This is a genomic window from Streptomyces sp. NPDC091280, from assembly GCF_044768565.1.
In the GTDB taxonomy this organism is placed as follows: Bacteria; Actinomycetota; Actinomycetes; order Streptomycetales; family Streptomycetaceae; genus Streptomyces.
This window is the reverse complement of sequence record NZ_JBIVUZ010000002.1, coordinates 102,143-124,891: the sequence shown is the minus strand read 5'-3', so window position 1 is coordinate 124,891 and position 22,749 is coordinate 102,143. Positions and strand designations below refer to the sequence as shown.

The window sequence follows — 22,749 nt, the reverse complement described above, 5'->3', positions numbered from 1 at the left end:
CCAGAAAGAAGATGATCACAGTGACCGAAGTGACCGCCACCGCGGGAGCACTCAAGCGCCTGTCCGACGAGGGCGTCTCCATCTGGCTGGACGACCTCTCGCGCGGGCGCATCGAGTCCGGCAACCTCGCCGAGCTCATCGACACCAGGAACGTCGTCGGCGTCACCACCAACCCGTCCATCTTCCAGGCCGCGATCGGCTCCGGAGCGGGCTACGAGGAGCAGCTCGCCGACCTCGCCGTCCGCGGGGTGACGGTCGAGGAGGCCGTCCGGATGATGACCACGGCCGACGTCCGCGCCGCCGCCGACGTCCTGCGCCCGGTGTACGAGGCGACCGGCGGCCGGGACGGCCGGGTCTCCATCGAGGTCGACCCGCGCCTGGCCCACCGCACCGCGGCGACGATCGCCGAGGCCAGGCAGCTGGCCTGGCTGGTGGACCGCCCCAACGTGATGATCAAGATCCCGGCGACGAAGGCCGGTCTCCCGGCCATCACGGAGGTCGTCGGCGCGGGCATCAGCGTCAACGTCACGCTGATCTTCTCCCTGGAGCGCTACCGCGAGGTCATGGCCGCCTACCTGGCCGGCCTGGAGAAGGCGCGGGCCGCCGGCCTGGACCTGGGGAGCATTCACTCCGTCGCCTCCTTCTTCGTCTCCCGCGTCGACTCCGAGATCGACAAGCGGCTGACGGCGATCGGCACGCAGGAGGCCCTCGTCCTCAAGGGCCGGGCGGCGCTCGCCAACGCGCGGCTCGCCTACCAGGCCTACGAGGAGGTCTTCGCCGGGGACCGCTGGAACGCCCTCGCGGGCGCGAAGGCCAACAAGCAGCGTCCCCTGTGGGCCTCGACCGGTGTGAAGGACCCGTCCTACAAGGACACCCTCTACGTCGACGAGCTGGTCGCGCCCGGCACGGTCAACACCATGCCGGAGGCCACTCTGAACGCGACCGCCGACCACGGTGACATCCACGGCGACACGGTGACCGGCGGCTACGCGCAGGCGCGCGCCGACCTGGACGCCGTAGAACGTCTGGGGATCTCCTACGACACCGTCGTCGCGCGGTTGGAGGACGAGGGCGTCGCCAAGTTCGAGGTGGCCTGGCAGGACCTGCTGGGCGCCGTCGCGAAGTCGCTGAGCGGCAAGGAGAAGGAGGTCGACGGGGAATGAGTGAACAGGCTCTGACCGTCGAGCAGTTGACGGACGAGGCGGCCACCGGCTGGGACAACCCGCTGCGCGACGCCCGGGACCGGCGGCTGCCGCGCATCGCGGGCCCGTCCGGCCTGGTGATCTTCGGGGTCACCGGTGACCTGTCCCGCAAGAAGCTGATGCCGGCCGTCTACGACCTGGCCAACCGGGGCATGCTGCCGCCGGGCTTCTCCCTGGTCGGGTTCGCCCGCCGGGACTGGGAGGACCAGGACTTCGCGCAGGTGGTGCACGACTCGGTGCGCGAGCACGCGCGGACCGAGTTCCGCGAGGAGGTGTGGCAGCAGCTCGCCGAGGGCATGCGGTTCATCCCGGGCGACTTCGACGACGACACCGCGTTCAAGCAACTGCGCGCGGCCGTCGACGAGTTGGACACCTCGCGCGGGACGAGCGGCAACTACGCGTTCTATCTCTCCGTACCGCCGAAGTTCTTCCCGAAGGTCGTCCAGCAGCTGAAGAAGCACGGGCTCGCGGACGCCCCGGAGGGGGCCTGGCGGCGGGCGGTCATCGAGAAGCCGTTCGGGCGCGACCTGAAGAGCGCGCGCGAGCTGAACAAGATCGTGCACGAGGTGTTCGACCCGGACCAGGTGTTCCGCATCGACCACTACCTCGGCAAGGAGACCGTCCAGAACATCCTGGCGCTGCGCTTCGCCAACCAGATGTACGAGCCGATCTGGAACCGGTCCTACGTCGACCACATCCAGATCACGATGGCCGAGGACATCGGCATCGGCGGCCGGGCCGGCTACTACGACGGCATCGGCTCGGCCCGTGACGTCATCCAGAACCACCTGCTCCAGCTGATGGCGCTGACCGCCATGGAGGAGCCGATCGCCTTCGACGAGGAGGCGCTGCTCACCGAGAAGCTCAAGGTGCTCAAGTCGGTGCGGCTGCCCCGGGAGCTGGGCGAGCACACGGTGTTCGGGCAGTACGCGGAGGGCTGGCAGGGCGGCGAGAAGGTCGTCGGCTACCTCCAGGAGGACGGCATCGACCCGCAGTCGAAGACCGACACCTACGCGGCCGTCAAGCTGGAGGTCGACAACCGCCGCTGGGCGGGCGTCCCCTTCTATCTGCGCACCGGCAAGCGCCTCGGGCGGCGGGTCACGGAGATCGCGGTCGTCTTCAAACGCGCCCCGCACTCCCCCTTCGACTCCAGCGCCACCGAGGAGCTGGGCCAGAACGCGATCGTCATCCGCGTCCAGCCCGACGAGGGCATGACGGTCCGCTTCGGCTCGAAGGTGCCGGGCACCTCGATGGAGATCCGGGACGTGTCCATGGACTTCGCCTACGGCGAGTCGTTCACGGAGTCGAGCCCGGAGGCGTACGAGCGGCTCATCCTGGACGTACTGCTCGGCGACGCCAACCTGTTCCCGCGTCACCAGGAAGTGGAAGAGTCCTGGAAGATCCTCGACCCGATCGAGGAGTACTGGGCACGAGACGGCAGGCCCGCGCAGTACTCCTCGGGCAGTTGGGGCCCCGAGGAGGCGGACGAGATGCTCGCACGAGACGGACGGAGCTGGCGCAGGCCATGAAGATCGACCTGAGCGACACCACGGCAAGCAAGATCAACAAGGCGTTGGTGCAGGGTCGCCGCGACATCGGCACCCCTGCCGTGGGCATGGTCCTGACGATGGTCATCGTCACGGACGAGGAGAACGCCTACGACTCGATCAAGGCGGCCGAGGAGGCCTCGCACGAGCACCCCTCGCGCACCTTGGTCGTCATCAAGCGGCACGCGCGCACCCCGCGCGACCGCACCAACTCGCACCTCGACGCCGAGGTCCGGGTGGGCGCCGACGCGGGCACCGGCGAGACGGTCGTGCTGCGGACCTACGGCGAGGTGTCCGACCACGCCGACTCCGTGGTGCTGCCGCTGCTGCTGCCGGACGCGCCGGTCGTCGTGTGGTGGCCGGTGGAGGCGCCCGAGATCCCGGCGAAGGACCCGCTGGGCGCCCTCGCGCAGCGCCGGATCACCGACCTGTACGCGGCGGCGGACCCGCTGGTGGCGCTGGACGCCCGGGCCCGTTCCTACGCGCCCGGCGACACCGACCTCGCCTGGACGCGGCTCACCCCGTGGCGTTCGATGCTGGCGGCGGCCCTCGACCAGGCCAAGTCGAAGATCACCTCGGGTGCCGTGGAGAGCGAGGCGGACAACCCGGCCGCCGAGCTGCTGGCCCGCTGGCTGGAGGCCCGCCTCCACGTGAAGATCGACCGCGTGGTCACCGACGGGCCGGTCATCACGGCCGTGCGGCTGGGCACCGGGGCGGGAGACATCGTCATCGACCGTCCCGAGGGCCCCCTCGCGACGCTGTCCCTGCCCGGACAGCCCTCCCGCACCCTCGCGCTGAAGGTCCGCACGACCTCCGAACTCATCGCCGAGGAGCTGCGGCGCCTCGACGCCGACGAGATGTACGCCATCGCCCTGCGGGCCGAGGGCACCAAGGAGACCCCCTCTCATGTCTGACTCCCCCAAGCTGGTGCGGCGGCCCGAGTGGGCCGCCCTGGAGGACCACCGCGCGGCTCAACCGCACCCGCAGTTGCGCGAGTTGTTCGCGGCGGACCCGGAGCGCGCGCAGCGGTACGTGGTCACCGTCGGCGAGCTGCGCATCGACTACTCCAAGCACCTGATCACGGACGAGACCCTCGCCCTCCTCCAGGAACTCGCCACCGTCACCGGCGTGTTCGGCCTCCGGGACGCGATGTTCCGCGGTGAGAAGATCAACGTCACCGAGGACCGCGCGGTCCTGCACACCGCGCTGCGCGCCCCGCGCGACGCGGTGATCGAGGTCGACGGCGAGAACGTGGTGCCCCAGGTCCACGCCGTCCTCGACAAGATGGCCGGCTTCGCCGACCGGATCCGCTCCGGCGAGTGGACCGGCCACACCGGCCGCCGTATCAAGAACATCGTCAACATCGGCATCGGCGGCTCCGACCTCGGCCCCGCCATGGCCTACGAGGCCCTGCGCGCCTTCACCGACCGCTCGTTGACGGTCCGCTTCGTCTCCAACGTGGACGGCGCGGACCTGCACGAGGCGACCCATGACCTCGACCCCGCCGAGACGCTGTTCATCATCGCCTCCAAGACGTTCACCACGATCGAGACGATCACCAACGCAACGTCCGCCCGGACGTGGCTCCTTGAGGGGCTCGGGGGCGACGACAAGGCCGTGGCGAAGCACTTCGTGGCGCTGTCGACGAACGCCGGGAAGGTGTCGGACTTCGGCATCGACACGGACAACATGTTCGAGTTCTGGGACTGGGTCGGCGGACGTTACTCGTTCGACTCGGCGATCGGGCTCTCCCTGATGATCGCCATCGGTCCGGACCGCTTCCGGGAGATGCTCGACGGTTTCCACCTCGTCGACGAGCACTTCCGCACCGCGCCCGCCGAGTCCAACGCACCGCTGCTCCTCGGCCTGTTGGGCGTCTGGTACGGCAACTTCTTCGACGCCCAGTCGCACGCGGTGCTGCCGTACTCGCACTATCTCTCCAAGTTCACCGCCTACTTGCAGCAACTGGACATGGAGTCCAACGGCAAGTCCGTGGACCGGGACGGGAATCCGGTGGAGTGGCAGACCGGCCCGGTGGTGTGGGGCACGCCCGGGACGAACGGGCAGCACGCCTACTACCAACTCATCCACCAGGGCACGAAGTTGATCCCGGCGGACTTCATCGGCTTCGTCGACCCGGTGGCGGAGTTGAGTGACGGGCTGAAGGCGCAGCACGACCTGCTGATGGCCAACTTCTTCGCGCAGACCCAGGCGTTGGCGTTCGGCAAGACGCCCGACGAGGTGCGCGCGGAGGGTGTGGCGGAGGAGCTGGTCCCGCACAAGACGTTCAAGGGCAACCACCCCACGACCACGATCCTGGCCCGCGAGCTGACCCCCTCGGTGCTCGGCCAGCTGATCGCGCTCTACGAGCACAAGGTGTTCGTCCAGGGCGCGGTCTGGAACATCGACTCCTTCGACCAGTGGGGCGTCGAACTGGGCAAGGTCCTCGCCAAACGCGTCGAACCCGCCCTCACCGAAGGCACCGACGTACCCGGCCTCGACTCCTCCACCGCCGCCCTCGTGGCCACCTACCGCACTCTCCGGAAGAAGTGAACTGACATGCAGCTCGGACTCATCGGCCTCGGCAAGATGGGCGGCAACATGCGCGAGCGCATCCGCCTCGCCGGCCACACCGTCATCGGCTACGACCGCAACCCCGAGATCTCCGACGTGAGCGACCTGGCCGAACTGGTCGACAAGCTGGAAGCCCCGCGCACGGTCTGGGTGATGGTTCCGGCGGGCGCCCCCACGCAGTCGGTCATCGACGAGCTGGGCGGACTGCTCCAGCCCGGTGACACGGTGGTCGACGGCGGCAACTCGCGGTGGACGGACGACGAGAAGCACGCCGAGGAGCTGGGTGCCAAGGGCATCGGCTTCGTCGACGCGGGCGTATCCGGCGGGGTGTGGGGCCTGAAGAACGGCTACGCCCTCATGGTCGGCGGCGACGCCGAGAACATCGCCAAGGTCCAGCCCGTCTTCGACGCCCTCAAGCCCGAGGGCGAGTTCGGCTTCGTCCACGCCGGGAAGGTCGGCGCCGGACACTTCTCCAAGATGGTCCACAACGGCATCGAGTACGCCATGATGCAGGCCTACGCCGAGGGCTGGGAACTCCTGGAGAAGGTCCACTCCGTCACCGACGTCCGCGAGGTCTTCCGCTCCTGGCAGGAAGGCACCGTCATCCGCTCCTGGCTCCTCGACCTCGCCGTCAACGCCCTGGACGACGACGAGCACCTCGACAAGCTCAAGGGCTACGCGGAGGACTCCGGCGAGGGCCGCTGGACGGTGGAGGCCGCCATCGACAACGCCGTACCCCTGCCCGCCATCACCGCCTCCCTCTTCGCCCGCTTCGCCTCCCGCCAGGACGACTCACCGCAGATGAAGATGATCGCGGCCCTGCGCAACCAGTTCGGCGGCCACGCCGTCGAGACCAAGTAGGCGCGCCGTGGGGGATCTTCTGCTGGTCCGCCACGGCGAGACGGAGTGGAGCGTGTCGGGCCGGCACACCAGCTGGACCGACCTGCCGCTGACCCGGCACGGCGAGGAGGAGGCCAGGTCCCTCGCCCCGCTCCTCGCCGGCCGGGCCTTCGCACTCGCCCTGACCAGCCCGCTGGACCGCGCGATACGCACCGCCGAACTCGCGGGCGTCACCGGGGCCGTACCCGAGCCCGACCTGCACGAGTGGGACTACGGCGGCTACGAGGGTGTCACCACCGTCGACATCCACCGCACCCGCCCCGACTGGTACCTGTGGAGCGACGGAGTACCGCCGGGCCCCGCCGGACACCCCGGCGAGTCGCCCGACGAGATCTCCGAGCGGGCCGACCGGGTGCTGAAGCGGGTGGACTCCGCGCTCGGCGACGGCGATGTGGTGCTGGTGGCGCACGCCCACTTCCTGCGCGTCCTCACCGCGCGCAGGCTGGGCCTGCCGGCGGCGGACGGCCGGCTGTTCCAGCTGGCGACCGGCACCGTCAGCCGCCTCTCCACCGAGCACGACCGGCCGGTCGTCGCGGAGTGGAACACCCGGCCCTGACGGCACAACTCCCCGGCCCGGACCGCGCGTTGACACGCGGTCCGGGCCGCTCTCGTCCCCTGTGCCGACGACGGCCGCCGGACTAGAGTCGCCCCTTGATGGAGATCAACGATCTGACACCGGCCGAGGAACAGGTGTGGCGGGCCTTCCCGTTGGGCGAGTCCGTGGACTTCCGCACCGCGCAGGACGAGGACATCGGCCTCGGCGGCGACTGGGGTCCCGAACGGACCGTGCGCGCCTCGGTGTTGCGGGCGCTGCTGCTCAACGGGCCCCAGGAAGCGGGGGAGATAGCGTCGCTGAGTCTGGCGGGCGCCCGGATCACCGGACGGCTCGACCTCCAGTACGCGACGATCGACCACCCGGTGCGGCTTCGCTACTGCCACTTCGAGGAAGTGCCCCGCTGCTACGCGGCCCGGCTGCGCGAACTCAATCTCGGCGACTCCTTCCTGCCCGGACTGACCGCGCACGCGATGCGCGTGGACGGCGTACTGCGGCTGACCCGGGCCCGGTTCCGGGGCGTGGTGCGGCTCGCGGAGGTCAAGGTCGCCGGGAGTCTGTTCATGGAGGGCGCGGAGGTCTTCGCCCCGGACGCCGAGGAGCCGGTCCTCCAGCTCAACCAGGCCTCGGTCGGCGACGACCTCCGGGCCGCCGGACTGCGCACGCAGGGGCAGATCCGGCTCAGCGGCGCGAGCGTCGCCGGGTCGGTCAACCTCAACACCGCGCACCTGCACCACCCCGGGAACTCCGCCATCGACGCCGAGGTGCTGGTCGTGGCGGGCAACGTCCTGCTCCGGCACGCCCGGGCGGAGGGCTGGGTCGGCCTGCGCGGCGCCCGGATCGCGGGCCGCCTCGACCTGTCCTACAGCACCCTGTCGAACCCCGGCAGCTCCGTGCTGCTGGCGAGCAGCGCCACCATCGGGGAACTCTGGCTGCGGGAGAGCCCGCCGGTCGTGGGCGGGGTCGTCCTGCGCAGCGCCCAGATCGACGTGCTGCTGCTGGAGCCGCGGGTGGTGCCGGGCCAGGTGTATCTCACCAGCCTCGTGTACGCCTCGCTCATCCCGCACGAGCCCGCCGAGCGCCGCCTGGCCATGCTGGAGCAGGACGGCGACGGCTATGTACCGCACGCCTACGAGCAGTTGGCGGGCGCCTACCGCCGCACCGGTGACGACTACGCGGCCCGTCAGGTCCAACTCGCCAAGCAGCGCAGGCTGCGCGGCACCCTCCAGTGGTACAGCCGGATCTGGGGCTACGTCCAGGACGCCACCGTCGGCTACGGCTTCCGCCCGCTGCGCGCCTGCGGCTGGCTGCTGTCGCTGCTGGCCATCGGGTCGATCGCCTACGGGCTGCACCACCCGCACGCCCTCAAGGCGTCCGAGGCCCCGCACTTCAACCCGGTGTTCTACACCCTGGACCTGCTGCTGCCGGTGATCTCCTTCGGCCAGGAGGAGGCGTTCGCGCCGACCGGCTGGTACCAGTACCTGGGCTATGCCCTGATCATCACCGGCTGGATCCTGGCCACGACGGTCGTCACCGGTGTGACCAGGACCGTCAGCCGCCAGTGAGGCGCTTCGCGGTGTGCTGGGCGGCCAGCCGCACCGGGGCGTTCTGGGCGCCGTAGCCCCGGTAGGCGCCGTCGCGCTGGACCAGTTCGAAGAAGACGCGGCCGACCGTGCGGGTGTAGCAGTGCCGGAACTCGCCGCCCGCGTCCCGGTCGTAGAGGATGCCGAGGTCCTGGTAGGCCGCCAACTCGTCCTCGGTGAAGTCGAATCGGGCCGCGAGGTCGTCGTAGTAGTTGGCGGGCATCCGCAGCGGCCGGCCGCCCGCCGCCCGGAAGCGGCGGGCGGCGGCGACCACGTCGTCGACGGCGAGGGCGATGTGCTGGGCGTGGGCGCCGTCCTCGGTGGGGGCCGGGCCGACGCTCAGGGCGATCCGGACGCTGCCGTCGGGGGTCGTGACGGCGCGGCTGCGCAGCAGGCCGTAGGGGTCGGCCACGTCGACGCTCTGCTCGGCGTGCAGGCCGAGGACACTGCGGTGGAAGAGGGCCGCCTCGTCGAACTGGTGCCAGGGCTGGGTGAGGGCGAGGTGGTCGATGCACAGGACGCCTGTCCCGGGCGGGAGTTGGCCGGGGATGTCGGTGAAGTCGGCGCGCCAGCCCGGGTGTTCGGGGGCGGTGCGGGCGCAGAAGAAGAGTTCGGTGCCGTCCGGTGCGGCCACGGCGTCGAGTCGGGCGTCCTCGGGGGTGCGGCGGCGGGGCAGCACGGGGGCGAGGAGGGCTTCGGCGCGGCGGGCGGCGCCCTCCGGGTCGGGCGACTGGAGGCCGATCGCCGCGAGGGCGGTGCCGTCGCGGCGTAGGGCCGGGCCGGTGTTGAGGAGGATGCGGGCCTCGCCCTGCTGCCACAGGTCGACCGGCTTGCCGCGGTGGCGGGCCGTGCGGGCGAAGCCCAACGCGCGCAGGAGCTCCGAGACGGGTTCCGCGTCGGGCGTGACGAGTTCGGCGAAGGCGATGCCGGTGGGGACGACGGGCGCGGGGGGCTGTGCGAGACCGACCGTCTCCTGGAGGACCAGCAGCGAGCGGTGGGCGTCGATCGCCGTGGGGCCCGCTTCCGCCTGCCGGAACACGTCGTTGAAGATCTCCAGCGAGAGCGGGCCGTCGTAGCCCGCGCTCAGCACGTGCCGGAGGAGTCCGGCGACGTCGAAGCCGCCCTGGCCGGGGAAGCAGCGGTAGTGGCGGCTCCACTGGAGGACGTCCATCGCAAGCAGCGGGGCGTCGGCGAGTTGGAGGAAGAAGATCTTCTCGCCGGGGATGTCCGCGATGCCCTTGGGGTCGGAGCCCCGGGAGAGGATGTGGAAACTGTCCAGGCAGGTGCCGAGCGCGGGGTGGTCGGCCCGCTCGACGATGCGCCAGGCGTGGTCGTACGTGCTGACGTGCCGTCCCCAGGCCAGCGCCTCGTAGGCCACGCGGACGCCGAACTCCTGGGCCAGGTCGGCGAGTCGGCGCAGCTGTGCGGCGGCGAGGGCGTCGTCGTCGACGGCGAGCGGGGAGACGCTGGAGCAGACGAGGACGGTGTCGGTGCCGAGCCTGCGCATCAGCTCGAACTTGTGCCGGGCGCGGCGCAGATTGCGGGCGAACTCGGCCTCGGGGACGGCCTCGACGTCCCGCATCGGCTGGTAGAGGTCGATGCTCAGGCCGAGGTCGGCGCAGCGGGCGCGGATCTCCTCGGGGGTGAGCGGGCTGGCGAGGAGGTCGTTCTCGAAGATCTCGACCCCGTCGAAGCCGGCCCGGGCGGCGGCGGTGAGCTTCTCGGTGAGGGAGCCGCTGAGGCAGACGGTGGCGATGGACGTACGCATCGGGGTACCTCTCGATTCCGCTGGGGGCACTGCTACTTGGGCGCGGTCACCGCACCGGCCAGCTCGGCGATGTCGGCCAGCATCCGCGCGCTGTCCGGCTCGCGGCCGGTGAACAGGCGGAAGGCGTCGGCCGCCTGGAAGACCGCCATCCCGCCGCCGTCGAGGGTGGCGCAGCCCAACGCGCGTGCGGTGCGCAGGAGTTGGGTCTCCAGCGGGCGGTAGACCACCTCGGCGACCCACAGCGAGGGGTCCAACAGGGCGGCGGGGAAGGGCAGTCCGGGATGGGCGGCCATACCGGTGGGGGTGGCGTGGACGACGCCGTCGGCGCCCGCGAGCAGCGCGGGCAGCCGGTCGGGGGCGGCGCCGGCCGCGCGGCCGGGGCCGAAGTGGCGGTTGAGGGAGTCGGCGAGCGCGGCGGCCCGCTCGGGCAGCGCGTCGACGACGGTGACGCGCTCGGCGCCCAGGGTGAGCGTGGCGTGCGCGACGGCCGCGCCGGCCCCGCCCGCGCCCAGCTGGACGACGCGTTCCATGGGCACGTCCGGCAGCCCGCGCGCGAAGGAGGCCGCGAAGCCGGTGACGTCCGTGTTGTGGCCGATCGCGCGGCCGTCCGCCGCGAGGACGACGGTGTTGACCGCGCCCAGCGCCTCGGCCTGCGGGGCGAGCCCGTCCAGGTGCTCGATGACGAGCTGCTTGCACGGGTGGGTGATGTTCAGCCCGTCGAAGCCCAGGTCGCGGGCGGCGCGCAGCAGCTCGCCGACCGCCTCCGGGGCGACGCCGAGCACGTCGATGTCGATGAGCCGGTACAGACAGCGCAGCCCCTGCCGGTCGGCCTCGCGCTCGTGCAGGGCCGGACTGAGAGAGGGTCCGATACCGGCACCGATCAGCCCGATGAGATACGAGTCCTTGACGTCATCGGCCACGGCGGTCCTCCCGAGCGACTCTTTAATGTACGAACCAGTACGTTAGCTATATCAGGATCGGTGGCCCCCGGGAACCCCCGGCGGGGAACTAGGCGCCCCGCCGCCCGGGCCCGGCTTCTACAATCACCGGCACTGGCCCCTCGCCCGAAGGAACCCGATGACCAGCGTCGAAGAACCGGCACGACAAGGCGGGCGGATCCGCGACGCCGTCCGCACCAGGGCCGAGATCCTCGACGTGGCGACCCAGGAGTTCGCGCGGGCCGGCTACGACGGCGCCCGCGTCGACGAGATCGCCGCCCGCACCCGCACCACCAAGCGGATGATCTACTACTACTTCGGCGGCAAGGAGCAGCTCTTCACGGCCGTCCTGGAACGGTCCTACGGCGTGATCCGCGAGGCCGAACAGAGCCTGGACGTCGAGCACCTGGACCCGGTCGCGGCCATCCGCAGGCTCGCGGAACTGACCCTGGACCACCACGAGCAGCACCCGGACTTCATCCGCCTGGTGAGCATCGAGAACATCCACGGCGCCGAGCACATCGCCGCCTCCGCGAAGCTCGGCAAGATCGGCTCGCCCGCCGTCGACGTGATCCGCCGCATCCTGGCGTCGGGGCAGGAGTCCGGCCTGTTCACGGCGGACGTGGACGCCGTCGACCTGCACGCGATGATCAGTTCCTTCTGCTTCTTCCGGGTCGCCAACCGGCACACCTTCGGCGCCCTGTTCGGCCGCGACCTGACCGCCCCGGACCGGCGCGAGCACTACCGGACCATGCTCGGCGACATGGTGATCGCCTATCTGACGGCGGAGCGCACGACGGACTGAGACGGTCCGGCGGCACCTCTTGACACCCGGGAAACGTGAGCGCAACATCCCTACCCACCGAGACTAACTACCCAGTGGGTTAATTAGCCGCGACCCGGCACTCACCCTCACCGCTCCCCGTCTCCTCCCCCACCTCCCCCCACCCCCTCCGTCTCCCCTGCCTCCGCACCCTCCGCCTACGGTGGAGTCTCCCCGAAGGAGCAAGCCGTGTCCGTCCCCGCCAAAGCCGTCGGGCAGCCGAAGAAGGCGGCGACCGCCGCCTGGATCGGCAGCGCCCTGGAGTACTACGACTTCTTCATCTACGGCAGCGCCGCCGCGCTGATCTTCCCCAAGGTCTTCTTCGACGACTCGGACCCCGCCACCGCGACCCTGCTCTCCCTGGCGACCTTCGGTGTCGCCTACGCGGCCCGCCCGGTAGGCGCGCTGTTCCTCGGGCACTTCGGCGACCGGGTCGGCCGCAAGCAGGTCATGATCTTCACGCTGCTGCTGATGGGCCTGTCGACGTTCCTCATCGGCTGCCTGCCCACCCGCGACCAGGTCGGCTCCCTCGCCCCGGTCCTGCTCGTGCTGTGCCGGGTCCTCCAGGGGATCTCCGCGGCGGGCGAGCAGGCCAGCGCCAGTTCGATGACGCTGGAGCACGCGCCGTCGGACCGGCGCGGCTTCTTCACCAGCTTCACCCTCAGCGGCACGCAGGGCGGCCAGCTCATCGCCACCCTCGTGTTCCTCGCCGTCGCCCAGCTCCCCGACAAGCAGCTGCTGTCGTGGGGCTGGCGGGTCCCGTTCTGGGCGAGCGTGCTGGTCGCGGTGGCCGGCTGGTTCATCCGCCGCAGGCTCCAGGAGACCCCGGCCTTCGCCGAGCAGGCGGCGACCGAAGGCGTCGTGAAACTCCCGCTCGTGGTGCTGCTGCGCGATCACTGGGCGGACGTCCTGCGGGTGATCGCGGGCGCGCTCATCGCCTCCGTCTCCACGATCTTCACGGTGTGGGCGCTGGCCTACGCGACCAGCGACTCGGTCGGCATGTCCCGTACGTCGATGCTCTGGGTCGGCGCCCTCGCCAACCTCGTCGCCCTGGGCACAATCCCCCTGTGGGCCGCCCTGTCCGACCGCATCGGCCGCCGCCCGGTGTATCTGATCGGCGCGATCGGCAGCGCGCTCACCATGTTCCTGTACCTCTGGGCGATCTCGACCGGCTCCTACGCCCTCACCCTGGTCCTCGGCATCGTCGCCTTCGGCGTGGTCTACAGCGCGGCGAACGGCGTGTGGCCCGCCTTCTACGGCGAGATGTTCTCGACCCGGGTCCGGCTGTCGGGCATGGCCATCGGCACGCAGATCGGGTTCGCGGTGGCCGGGTTCGCGGTCACGTTCGCGGCGCGGATCGCGGGGCCTGACGGTACGGACTGGTCGTCGGTGGCCCTGTTCACGGCGGCGCTGTGCGTCCCGCCGGTCGTCGCCGCGCTGTCGGCCCGCGAGACCCACAAGGTCCCGACCGAACTGCTCGGCGCGCGCGAGCCCCACGAGACCGCGCGGCCGGAGACGGTGACGGCCTGACCGCCTCCGTTGACAGTTGACGTTTCACGCAAGAACATCGGCCCGAGCGAGCAGAAAAGGACACCGCCGCCGCACGGCGACGGCATTGCTCCCCCGGCCGGCACGTGGCACGACTCCAACCGGGGTAGGACGCTGAAGGGGCCGGTGCCGGGTGGCACCGACCCCGGTGGACCTGCGCGCGCGGGGCGCCGACAAGGCCCTGCGGCCCCGCGCCGCCCGGTGGGGTCTCCGCGTGTACCGGCCGATTTCAGGGGCGGCCGGTGCACGCGGCCCCGGGGCTGACCGCCGTTGCCCGATCACATGCGCGAGAGGTGGTCGAGGCGCGTACGGGGGCCGAGTGGATCCGGGTGCCGGTCCTAGGGCAGTACACGAGGACACGCGTGAGCGGGACCAACTCCCCCTGGCCGACGTGGTGTTCCGGTACGGCCCGGCATCCGCGCCGCGCCCTCGCCGTCTACGTCACCGCTCCGGGCGCGGGTGGGAGGCAGGAGGTGACGATCCATCACCCGAGGCCGGCGCCCTTGGGGATCCCGTACGCCCGCTCCACCCGCAGCCGCAGGACCAGTCGCCGGTCGCGCACCATGGCCGCCCGGTACTCGTCCCAGTCGGGATGCTCGCCGAGGATGTCGCGGTAGAGGCGGATCAGTTCCTCGACCGTGCCGTCGTGCGGGTCGGCCGCCACCGGGGTGAGGTCGGCCGCGCCCTCGGCGACCGTGTAGGCGCGGCGGTCGGCGCTGGTCACGTGGTAGGAGGCGCGGGGGTCGCGGCGCAGGTTGCGGGTCTTGGCGCGGTCGTCGGTGATCGAGACGCGGAGGGTGCGCTCGTCGGGGTCGTAGGCGTGGCTGACGTTCGAGAGCTGGGGCCGGCCGTCGCTCTTGAGGGTGACCAGCACTCCGCCGTGGCCCTCGGACAGCAGTCGGAGGAGCGGGGTGTCGTCCTGTGTCGTGTCCTGAGTCATATCGCGCACAACGGGCGGGGCGCCTCCTCCATTCCCGGGTAGACACTGTCTACGGCCGACTGGTAGACCGTGTCCATGAGTGATGCGGAGGCAACGGGACTGCGGGACCGGCTCGTCGACGTCGGCGTCGAGCTGCTGGCCGGTGAGGGGGTGCGGGCGCTCACCCTGCGGGAGATCGCCCGGCGGGCGGGGGTCTCGCACGGGGCGCCGCGCCGCCACTTCCCCACCCACCTGGAACTGCTGTCCGCCATCGCGCGGCGCGGCTTCGCCGACCTGGGCGAGCGGGCGGCGGGCGCGGTCGGGGACGGCACGGCCCTCCCGCGCGCGCAGGTGGCGGCGCTGGGGCGGGTCTATCTGGAGTTCGCGCTCGACAACCCCGGCATGTACGAGTTGATGTTCCGTCACGATCTGCTGGAGAGCGGGCACTTGGGGCTGCGGGAGACCAGCCTGCCGCTGTTCGGTGTGCTGGTGGACCTGGTCGGGCGGGCCCGTCCCGATGTGGACGCCCGCCGGGTCGCGGGCGCGCTGTGGGCGAACCTGCACGGCCTGGCCCAGCTCTGGCGCTGGGGCAGTCTCCAACTCGCCACCGGTGCCGACGACTTCACGCCCCTGCTGCGGTCGGTCCTCGACGCGCACCTCGGTCCGCGGCCCGCCCGGTGACCGGGCACCGGCGGCTGGTGTCGGCGTGCAGTGTGGCGGGGGCCGCGCTGGTCGCCCTGGACGGAACCGTGCTCACCGTCGTACAGCCCACGCTGCGCCGGGAGTTGGGGGCCTCGCTCGCCGAGGTCCAGTGGACGAGCACCGCGTATCTGGTCGCCGTGGCGAGTCTGCTGGTGTCGGCCGGGCGGATCGGGGACCGGTACGGGCATCAGCGGGTGTTCGCGCTGGGGATGCTCGGTTTCGGGGCCGCCTCGGCGGGCGTCGGGCTGGCGCCCGGAATCGGCTGGGTCATCGGACTGCGGGTCGCGCAGGGGGTGTTCGGGGCGCTGCTCCAGCCGGCCACGCTCGGCATGCTGAGGACCGCGTTCCCGCCCGACCGGCTCGGGACGCCGATCGCCGTACGCACGAGTGTGATCGGTGTGGCCGCGGCGGCCGGACCCCTGGTGGGCGGGGCGCTGGTGAGCGCGGTGGGCTGGCGGGCGGTGTTCTTCCTCCATGTCGTGCCCTCGCTGGTGTTCGGTCTGCTCGCCCTCACCGCGCCGGAGCCTCAGCGGCCAAAGTCTCCTGACGTGCGGTTCGATCTGGCCGGGGCCCTGCTGCTCGCGCTGTCCCTGGCCGCGCTCGTCCGGGCGCTCGCGGATCCGCGCGGCGCGGCGGCCGGGCTGGCGGTGTCCGCGCCGGCCGGCTGCGCCTTCGTCCGCCATGAGCGTCGTACCGCGCAGCCGCTGCTGCCGGCGGACGTCGTCCGGTCGGCGGCGATCCGCGGCGCGCTCGCCGTGCTGCTGGCGGTCTCGGCCGCGCTCGGCGGAACGCTGTTCGTCGTCACCTGCGTCCTCCAGGGCGCGATGGGGCTCAGCCCCTTCCAAAGCGCCTTGCGCGGACTGCCGTTGGCGGCGGCGATGGTCCTCGCGGCGCCTGTGTGCCCGTGGTTGCTGCGCCGGGCCGGGGCGCGTCGCACCGCCGCGGCGGCGACGGTGGCCGTGGCGCTGGGCGTCCTGCTGCTGTCGGGGGCCTCGGGCACGGTCGCGGTGTGCGGCGGATTCGCCCTGCTGGGCGCGGGGTTCGGGACGGTGACGGTGGCGGCGACCCAGGTGGTGGTGCGGGCGGCGGCCGTGGAGTCGGCCGGGGTAGCGGGCGGGCTCAAGCAGACCGCGGTGAACATCGGTCCGGTGCTCGGGATCGCCGCCGGGAGCGCGCTGTTGACCGCGAGCGGCCCGGCGGCGGCCCTCCGTGTCCTGGCCGCGGTGGCCCTGACCGGCGCTCTCGCCGCTCGCGCGCTGCCCGCCCGGACAGTCGCGTCGCTCACACATCCCCCCGTTACTGGAGACCGCGCAGGTGTTCCTGCGGGACGATGAGTTCCGAGGTGTCCGGGGCCGGGTATGCGGGACCCCACCTCGTGAACGCACTTCGGAGGAGAGCCATGGCACAGCTGCGACAAGAAGTCGACCCGGACGAGGTCGGACTGGATCACAAGGCACTGGACCGCCTGGACCAGCACTTCGCCCACTACGTCGACGTGGAGCGCCTGCCGGGCTTCCTGGTGTCCGTGGCCCGCGGCGGCCGTGTCGCCCACCTCACCGCCCACGGGCACCGCGACGTGGCGGCCCGACTGCCCGTCACGCCCGACACCTTGTACCGGATCTACTCCATGACCAAACCGGTCACCGCCGTCGCCGCGCTGCTGCTGATGGAGGAGGGAAAGCTCTCCCTGAACGACCCGGTCGCCGACCACCTCCCGGCCTTCGCCGACATGCGGGTCTACGACAGCGGCTCCGGCGCGGACCTCAAGACCCGGCCGGTCGCGCGGCCGATGCTGATCCGGCATCTGATGACCCACACCTCGGGCCTGACCTTCGCCTTCTACCACTCGCACCCCGTCGACGCCCTCTACCGGGAGGCGGGCCTGGAGTCGTCCGTGCCGGCCGGCGCCGACCTGGCCGAGACGATCGAGGTGTACGCGAGCCTGCCGCTCCAGTTCGAGCCGGGCACCCAGTGGAACTACTCCGTCTCCTCGAACGTGCTGGGCCGGGTCGTCGAGGTGGTGTCCGGGCAGCGGCTCGACGAGTTCTTCGCCGAACGGATCTTCCGCCCGCTCGGCATGCCGGACGCCGGCTTCCAGGTCCCGGACGAAAAGGCCGACCGGCTCGCCGAGTTGTACGGCGACGCCGAGGGCGGCGGCATCGAGCCGATCCTCGGGCTGCCGCTGCGGGGCGGCCGGCCGCGGTTCCTGTCGGGCAGCGGCGGGATGGCGGCGAGCCCCTACGACGTGCACCGGTTCGCGGAGTTCCTGCGGCGCCGGGGCGAACTCGACGGGGTCCGGCTGCTGGCCCCCGAGACCGTCGACCTGATGGCCAGCAACCACCTCCCGGGCGGGGTGGACATGCGTGCCTTCGGCAGCCCCGCCCACCAGGAGCCGGGCAACGACGGCATCGGCTTCGGCCTCAGTGTCTCGGTGGTCGTCGACCCCGAGCGCACCCAGGCCCCGGCGGGGCTCGGCACGTTCGGGTGGAGCGGGGTCGCGACGACGACGTTCTGGGTGGACCCGAGCCGGGACCTGACCGTGCAGTTCATGACCCAGCTCCGGCCGAAGTCCTCGCTGAAGATCATGTCCGAGCTGAAGCAGCTGGTGCACGAGGCGGTCACGGACTGAGCCGCGACCGCCCGCTCACCGGTCCGCCGACCGCCCGCTCACTCGTCCACCCGCAGGGTGAACTCCAGTCCCTCCCCCGCGAGTTCGCTCAGCCACTCGCGGGACCGGGTCGCCGTTTCGGCCGCCCGGTTCAGGCCGGACGGCAGGTCGTCGGCGAGGATGTGCCGTACGGCGAGGGCCAGCGGGCGCGAGACACAGCGGGCCATCGCGCTCTCCTCCTCGTCGCCCACCAGGTCGAGGAGGTAACTCCCGGACCAGGTGGGGCCGGTGGCCGCGCGGACGTCGAGGGACACGGCGAGGACGACCCGGTCGTGGTCGGCCTCCGTGGTGGGGTAGGTGGCCGCCAACTCCTGTGCCAGCGCGGCGATCCGGGTGTCGTCGCCCGCCTTCAGCTCCTCGAACACCGGCTCCCAGGCCCGCAGCCAGCCCTCCAGCCGCAGCGTGCCCCGCACGAACGTGTGCGCCTGCCAGGCCTCGGGCAGCCCGTACTGCGCGATGAACGGCACGCTGTCCCGGTTGGGATAGACCTCGAAGGTCTCGCCGTCGAGGACGTACGGCCGGGTCACCTCCCAGGGCCGGTCGGCGACGGTCTCCGTCCCGTCCGCCAGATAGCGTGCCGGTGACCGCAGCGCGCCCAGGACTCCGGCGGGTGCCCAACTGAAGCGGTAGCGGAAGTCGTTGGGCACCGCGGGGACACCCCCGCAGTACGACGTGAAGCGGTGGTCGGCCGCCGTGTCCGCGCCGATCGCCTCCTGTGCGCGGGCGACCAGGCTGTGCGCGAAGAGGTGGTCGATGCCGGGGTCGAGTCCGGCCTCGGTGAGGACCACGACGCCCGCCGCCTCGGCCGCCGGCACCTGTTCCAGAACGGCGTCCGAGACATAGCTGGAGCAGGCGAAGTGGGCCCGCCGCCGGACGCAGACGGCCAGCAGGTCCGCGTGTCCGGGCGCGGGCAGCATGGAGACGACGACGTCTCCGGGCACCAACTCCGCGTCGAGCGCGGCCAGATCGAAGGCGCGCGGCTCGGCACGGCCGGTCAGCCCCAGCCGGTCCAGGGCCCGCGCCGCCCGCTCCTCGGTGCGGTGCCACAGCCGGACCCGGGCGGCCTTCTCGCACAGCCGGGCCAGTCCGCTGCCCGTGGACAGCCCGGCACCGATCCAGTGCACGGTGCCGCTCGCGCGAACCACCTCAGACATGGCCCAACTCCCCTTCCGGTACGGCGATGCCGAGTTCCCGGGTCTTCGTGCGGAACAGGTCGAGGCAGCGCCCCCAGGCGCCGCCGGTGCCGAAGTCCAGGAGCTGGGGCAGCAGGGCGGCCGAGAAGTCGGTGCTGGACTCCCGGGGCAGCAGGGACGGCAGGTTGTCGATGGCGATGAGGTCGAGCGGGGGCCGTTCGTGCAACCGCCGTACGGGGGCGTCCCATTCGGTGGTGCGGTCGTAGACGGGCAGGACGTTGAGGGGGGAGCCGACGTCGCAGGTGACGTCGCAGACGGTGCGCAGACGGCGGGCCGGGTCGTCGAGGTCGCGCGGGCGGACGAAGGGCGGGACGGGGGTGGTCGCCAGGACACAGTTGACGAGGACGTCGTGCGCCAACAGGGCGGGACGGTCCAGGTCGTGGGTCTCCGCGAGGTCCCAACCGGTCGGCTCGATCCCGGCCGCGGCGAACGCGGCCCGCGCCCCGCGTCCGCTGCGGCCGAGCGCGCCGATCACCAGCGCGCCGAACTCCTCGTCGCCCGGGGCGGGTCGGAGCCTGTCGTCCAGTTCCTCCTTCGAGGTGGGCGTGAGCGGCGCGGTCAGGCGGTTCCGGTGCTGGAGGACGGCGAGGGCCGCGCCGAGATAGCCGGCCCAGAAGCCGAACGCGGCCAGGCGGCGGCCGGTGTCGTCCACCAGGTATTCGAGGTCGAGCAGCGCCCCGCCCCCGGCGCCGAAGCGGCGCAGCAGCTCCCGCGCGCCCGGCTGACCCTTGTAGGCGTGCCCGAAGAAGATGTGACGGTGCGTCAACCGGGCCGGTTCGTCCGGGAGTTCCTTCAGTCCCAGGATCACCGTGTCCTTCGGCGCCGACACCCAGGAACCCGCGGGGGCCACCGCGGCGCCGACCGCCTCGTACTCCTCGATCGGGAAGATCCGCTGCGGGGACTCCTCGACCGTGAGGCGCACCCCGCTCTCGACGAGCCGGCGGGCGTCGGCGGGGACGACCGGGGTGCGGCGTTCGGTCGTGCGGGGCTCGTGGCGCAGCCACAGATGCAGCTCGGTCATACGAGGTTGACCTCCGGACGCGGGGCGTCGGCCGCGAACCGGCCGGCGCTCAGGGGGCTGACGTCCACGAAGGGTACGTGGCCGAGGTACAGGTCGCGGACAACCTCGCCGACGGCCGGCGCCTGGAGGAAACCGTGGCCGGAGAAGCCCGTCGCGTACAGGAAGCGGGAGAGCGAACTCGCCTCGCCGATCAGGGCGTTGTGGTCCGGTGTGTTCTCGTACAGGCCCGCCCAGCCGCCGGTGCGGCGCAGGTCGAGGAGGCCGGGGGCGCGCCGCCGCATGGCCTCGGCCAGGCGCGGGATCCAGCGGTCGTGGGTGTCGGTGGCGAAGCCAGGGCGCTCCTCGGGGTCGGACATGCCGACGAGGAGGCCGGGGCCCTCCGCGTGGAAGTAGAGGCTCGTGGTGAAGTCGATCGTCATGGGGAGCACGGGCGGGAGGCCGGTGACGGGTTCGGTGACGGCGATCTGCCGGCGCAGCGGCTGCACGGGGAGGTCCACGCCGGCCATCGCGCCGATGCCCCGGGACCAGGCGCCGGCCGCGCAGATCACGGTGTCCGTGTCGAGGCGGCCGAGGGTCGTGAGCACGGCGGTGATCCGGTCGCCGTACGTCTCGATGCCGGTGACGTCGGTGTGCCGCATGATCGTCGCGCCGTGGGCGCGGGCGGCGGAGGCGTAGCCGTGCACGACGGCCTCGGGGGTGCAGTGGCCGTCGTCGGGCGAGTAGGCGGCGGCGATGAGGCCCTCGGTGTCGATCAGCGGGGAGAGGCGGCGGGCCTCGGCCGGGTCGATCAGCCGGCTGGGCACGCCGAGGGAGTTCTGGAGCCGGACGCCCGCCTCGAAGGAGGTGACGTCCTCGGGCCGCGACAGCAGGAACAGATAGCCGACGCGGTGTAACCCGATGTCGTGCCCGGTGTCCTCCTCGAAGCGGTCGAAGGCCTCCAGGCTGCGGGCGCCGAGCTGCACGTTGAGCTCGTCGGAGAACTGGGCCCGTACCCCGCCGGCCGCCTTCGAGGTGGAACCGGCGGCGAGTTCGTCCCGTTCGACCAGGACGACGTCTCTGACGCCGGCGCGGGCCAGGTGGTAGGCGATGCTGGTGCCGATGACCCCGCCGCCGATGACGACGACCTCAGCCTGACGCTTCACGGGCGCTCCTTCTGTGCCGCGCGGACCACGGCCCAGGCCGCCGCGGCGTCCTGGATGCCGAGTCCGACGCTGTTGTAGTGGACGATGTCGTCCGGGCCGGTACGGGCGCTGCGGCGGCCGGTGAGGACGGCGCCGAGCGGGATGAGGTCGTCGGGGGCGAGCGTGCGGTCGCGCAGGGCGTCGACGATCGGCCCGGCGTGGGCGGCGGCGGTCTCCGGGTCGTCGACCACGACGGCCGCCGCCCGCCGCAGGACCTCGGGGTCGGCCTCGCGGCGGGTGAGTTCGAAGGAGCCCACACTGACGACCGTGCAGCCGGGCGCGAGCCATGCGCCGCGCACCACGGGGGTGGTGCTGAGTGTGCAGGTGGCGACGAGGGACGCGTCGGTGACGGCCCGGTGTGCGCTGTCCACCGCCTCGACGGGGAAGGGCAGTTCGGCGTCCAGGGTGGCGGCGGCGCGGGTGCGTCGTGCGGGGTCCGGGCTCCACAGTCGTACGGCCGCCAGGTCGCGGACCTGGGCGATGGCGCGGACGTGGGCCAGGGCCTGGGTGCCGGAGCCGAGGACCGCGAGGTGCGCGGCGTCGGGGTTGGCCAGGGCGTCGACGGCCAGCGCGCTGCCCGCGGCCGTGCGCAGGGTCGTCACCGCCGTGCCGTCCATGACCGCGACCAGCCGCCCGGTGTGCGGGTCCAGGGCGCTGATCACCGCGTGCACGGTGGGCAGTCCGGCGCGCGCGTTGGCGGGGTTGACGCTGCCGAACTTCGCCACCGCCCCGGTGTCCGCCGACAGCCGGGAGACGTAGGCGAAGACAACGCTGTCGTCGAAGCGGCTCGGGTGCATGATCTTGCCGGGCAGGTCGGCGGTGCGCTCGCCGAGCGCGGTGAAGGCCGCGCGCTGCGAGGCGATGGCCGCGTCGGGGTCGAGCAGGCGCGTGACCCGGTCGCCGGAGAGGAAGAGGACGTCGTCGGTCATTCCCTCTTCCTGTCCGGACTCCGCCCACCGGAATCAGGACCAGTGCGCCACCGCGTCCAGATGGGGCAGGTGGTGGTCCAGGCGCTCCCGCTTGGTGCGCAGGTAGGTGATGTTGTTCTCGCAGGGCGGGATCAACAGCGGTACCTCTTCGGAGACTTTGATGCCGTGTTCGAGCAACGCCTCGCGTTTGCGCGGGTTGTTGGAGAGCAGGCGGACGCTCGACACCCCCAGGTCGTGCAGGATCTCGGCGGCCACGCCGTAGTCGCGGGCGTCGACGGGCAGGCCGAGGGCGAGGTTCGCCTCGACGGTGTCCAGGCCCTCCGCCTGGAGCGCCATCGCGCGCAGCTTGGCCAGCAGGCCTATGCCGCGGCCCTCGTGGCCCCTCAAGTAGACGACGATGCCCCGGCCTTCGGCGACCACGGCCCGCATCGCGGCGTCCAGCTGGTCGCCGCACTCGCAGTGCTGCGAGCCGAAGGCGTCGCCCGTCAGGCACTCCGAGTGCAGCCGGGTCAGTACGTCGTCCGTGCCGATGTCGCCGTAGACCAGGGCCACTTGCTCGTCACCGCGGTCGTGGTCCAGGTAACCGACCGCCTGGAATTTGCCGTACACAGTGGGCAACGGAGCATTCACGACACGTTCCGCGCCCCTGGGCTGCGCGGACTTCTGCTTGCCGAGTACGCCAATGTTTTCTGTCATGATC

Annotated in this window: 20 protein-coding genes; 12 read left to right on the top strand and 8 right to left on the bottom strand. The window is 71.9% G+C overall.

Going from position 1 to position 22,749, the window contains the following annotated elements:
* Positions 1–11 precede the first annotated feature (11 nt).
* The 7 genes from tal (at position 12) to ACIQPR_RS07115 (ending at position 8,341) form a co-directional block, all read left to right on the top strand.
* On the top strand, positions 12–1,163 hold the full coding sequence (tal, locus tag ACIQPR_RS07145) for a transaldolase (protein WP_403643244.1): 1,152 nt from the start codon (positions 12–14) through the stop codon (positions 1,161–1,163).
* Positions 1,160–2,731: a glucose-6-phosphate dehydrogenase gene (zwf, locus tag ACIQPR_RS07140; RefSeq protein ID WP_403643241.1), complete on the top strand. Its 1,572-nt coding sequence runs from the start codon at positions 1,160–1,162 to the stop codon at positions 2,729–2,731. Before tal ends, zwf begins: the two co-directional genes overlap by 4 nt.
* On the top strand, positions 2,728–3,663 hold the full coding sequence (opcA, locus tag ACIQPR_RS07135; protein ID WP_403643239.1) for a glucose-6-phosphate dehydrogenase assembly protein OpcA: 936 nt from the start codon (positions 2,728–2,730) through the stop codon (positions 3,661–3,663). The genes zwf and opcA overlap by 4 nt, the downstream gene beginning before the upstream one ends.
* On the top strand, positions 3,656–5,302 hold the full coding sequence (pgi, locus tag ACIQPR_RS07130) for a glucose-6-phosphate isomerase (protein ID WP_403643236.1): 1,647 nt from the start codon (positions 3,656–3,658) through the stop codon (positions 5,300–5,302). Before opcA ends, pgi begins: the two co-directional genes overlap by 8 nt.
* 6 nt (positions 5,303–5,308) lie before the next feature.
* On the top strand, positions 5,309–6,184 hold the full coding sequence (gnd, locus tag ACIQPR_RS07125; protein ID WP_403643233.1) for a phosphogluconate dehydrogenase (NAD(+)-dependent, decarboxylating): 876 nt from the start codon (positions 5,309–5,311) through the stop codon (positions 6,182–6,184).
* A 7-nt stretch (positions 6,185–6,191) separates the two neighbouring features.
* Positions 6,192–6,779, top strand: a complete 588-nt coding sequence (locus ACIQPR_RS07120) for a histidine phosphatase family protein (RefSeq protein ID WP_403643230.1) — start codon at positions 6,192–6,194, stop codon at positions 6,777–6,779.
* 98 nt (positions 6,780–6,877) lie between these two features.
* On the top strand, positions 6,878–8,341 hold the full coding sequence (locus ACIQPR_RS07115; protein ID WP_403644733.1) for a membrane-associated oxidoreductase: 1,464 nt from the start codon (positions 6,878–6,880) through the stop codon (positions 8,339–8,341).
* Here ACIQPR_RS07115 and ACIQPR_RS07110 read toward each other — a convergent pair.
* Together ACIQPR_RS07110 and ACIQPR_RS07105 are read right to left on the bottom strand one after the other, a co-directional pair.
* The gene (locus tag ACIQPR_RS07110; RefSeq protein ID WP_403643227.1) at positions 8,328–10,127 is read right to left on the bottom strand and encodes a bifunctional sugar phosphate isomerase/epimerase/4-hydroxyphenylpyruvate dioxygenase family protein; all 1,800 of its coding nucleotides are present in this window, start codon (positions 10,125–10,127) and stop codon (positions 8,328–8,330) included. The two genes, ACIQPR_RS07115 and ACIQPR_RS07110, sit on opposite strands and share 14 nt — an antisense overlap.
* A 32-nt stretch (positions 10,128–10,159) precedes the next feature.
* A complete protein-coding gene (locus ACIQPR_RS07105; RefSeq protein WP_403643224.1) occupies positions 10,160–11,047 on the bottom strand; it encodes a shikimate dehydrogenase in 888 nt (295 codons plus the stop codon).
* Between the two features lie 157 nt (positions 11,048–11,204).
* On the opposite strand from ACIQPR_RS07105, the gene ACIQPR_RS07100 reads away from it, so the two are divergent.
* Together ACIQPR_RS07100 and ACIQPR_RS07095 are read left to right on the top strand one after the other, a co-directional pair.
* Positions 11,205–11,870 carry a TetR/AcrR family transcriptional regulator gene (locus tag ACIQPR_RS07100; RefSeq protein ID WP_403643221.1) on the top strand — a complete coding sequence of 222 codons (666 nt, stop codon included), beginning with the start codon at positions 11,205–11,207 and terminating at the stop codon, positions 11,868–11,870.
* A gap of 207 nt (positions 11,871–12,077) precedes the next feature.
* A complete protein-coding gene (locus tag ACIQPR_RS07095) occupies positions 12,078–13,418 on the top strand; it encodes an MFS transporter (RefSeq protein WP_403643218.1) in 1,341 nt (446 codons plus the stop codon).
* Between the two features lie 502 nt (positions 13,419–13,920).
* On the opposite strand, the gene ACIQPR_RS07090 is transcribed toward ACIQPR_RS07095, so the two are convergent.
* Positions 13,921–14,376 (bottom strand): PPOX class F420-dependent oxidoreductase, encoded by a 456-nt coding sequence (locus tag ACIQPR_RS07090; protein WP_403644730.1) that lies wholly within the window; start codon positions 14,374–14,376, stop codon positions 13,921–13,923.
* Between the two features lie 75 nt (positions 14,377–14,451).
* Between ACIQPR_RS07090 and ACIQPR_RS07085 the strand changes: the two genes are divergently transcribed.
* The 3 genes from ACIQPR_RS07085 (at position 14,452) to ACIQPR_RS07075 (ending at position 17,686) form a co-directional block, all read left to right on the top strand.
* A complete protein-coding gene (locus ACIQPR_RS07085; protein WP_403643215.1) occupies positions 14,452–15,036 on the top strand; it encodes a TetR/AcrR family transcriptional regulator in 585 nt (194 codons plus the stop codon).
* Entirely contained in the window at positions 15,033–16,391 is a 1,359-nt protein-coding gene (locus ACIQPR_RS07080) for an MFS transporter (RefSeq protein ID WP_403643212.1), read from the top strand. Before ACIQPR_RS07085 ends, ACIQPR_RS07080 begins: the two co-directional genes overlap by 4 nt.
* Positions 16,392–16,456: 65 nt before the next feature.
* Complete coding sequence (locus ACIQPR_RS07075; protein ID WP_403643209.1) at positions 16,457–17,686, top strand: serine hydrolase domain-containing protein; 1,230 nt, start codon at positions 16,457–16,459, stop codon at positions 17,684–17,686.
* Positions 17,687–17,724: 38 nt separating this feature from the next.
* Here the strand turns inward: ACIQPR_RS07075 and ACIQPR_RS07070 are convergent, their stop codons facing one another.
* Genes ACIQPR_RS07070 through ribA form a run of 5 tightly spaced genes read right to left on the bottom strand, consistent with a single transcriptional unit; the run spans position 17,725 to position 22,745 of the window.
* Entirely contained in the window at positions 17,725–18,879 is a 1,155-nt protein-coding gene (locus ACIQPR_RS07070; protein ID WP_403643207.1) for a saccharopine dehydrogenase family protein, read from the bottom strand.
* Complete coding sequence (locus ACIQPR_RS07065) at positions 18,872–19,939, bottom strand: saccharopine dehydrogenase (RefSeq protein WP_403643204.1); 1,068 nt, start codon at positions 19,937–19,939, stop codon at positions 18,872–18,874. Before ACIQPR_RS07065 ends, ACIQPR_RS07070 begins: the two co-directional genes overlap by 8 nt.
* The gene (locus ACIQPR_RS07060) at positions 19,936–21,081 is read right to left on the bottom strand and encodes an NAD(P)/FAD-dependent oxidoreductase (protein WP_403643201.1); all 1,146 of its coding nucleotides are present in this window, start codon (positions 21,079–21,081) and stop codon (positions 19,936–19,938) included. The genes ACIQPR_RS07065 and ACIQPR_RS07060 overlap by 4 nt, the downstream gene beginning before the upstream one ends.
* Positions 21,078–22,049 (bottom strand): ornithine cyclodeaminase family protein, encoded by a 972-nt coding sequence (locus ACIQPR_RS07055; RefSeq protein ID WP_403643198.1) that lies wholly within the window; start codon positions 22,047–22,049, stop codon positions 21,078–21,080. Before ACIQPR_RS07055 ends, ACIQPR_RS07060 begins: the two co-directional genes overlap by 4 nt.
* A gap of 33 nt (positions 22,050–22,082) precedes the next feature.
* Positions 22,083–22,745, bottom strand: a complete 663-nt coding sequence (gene ribA, locus ACIQPR_RS07050; protein WP_403643195.1) for a GTP cyclohydrolase II — start codon at positions 22,743–22,745, stop codon at positions 22,083–22,085.
* Between the last annotated feature and the right edge of the window lie 4 nt (positions 22,746–22,749).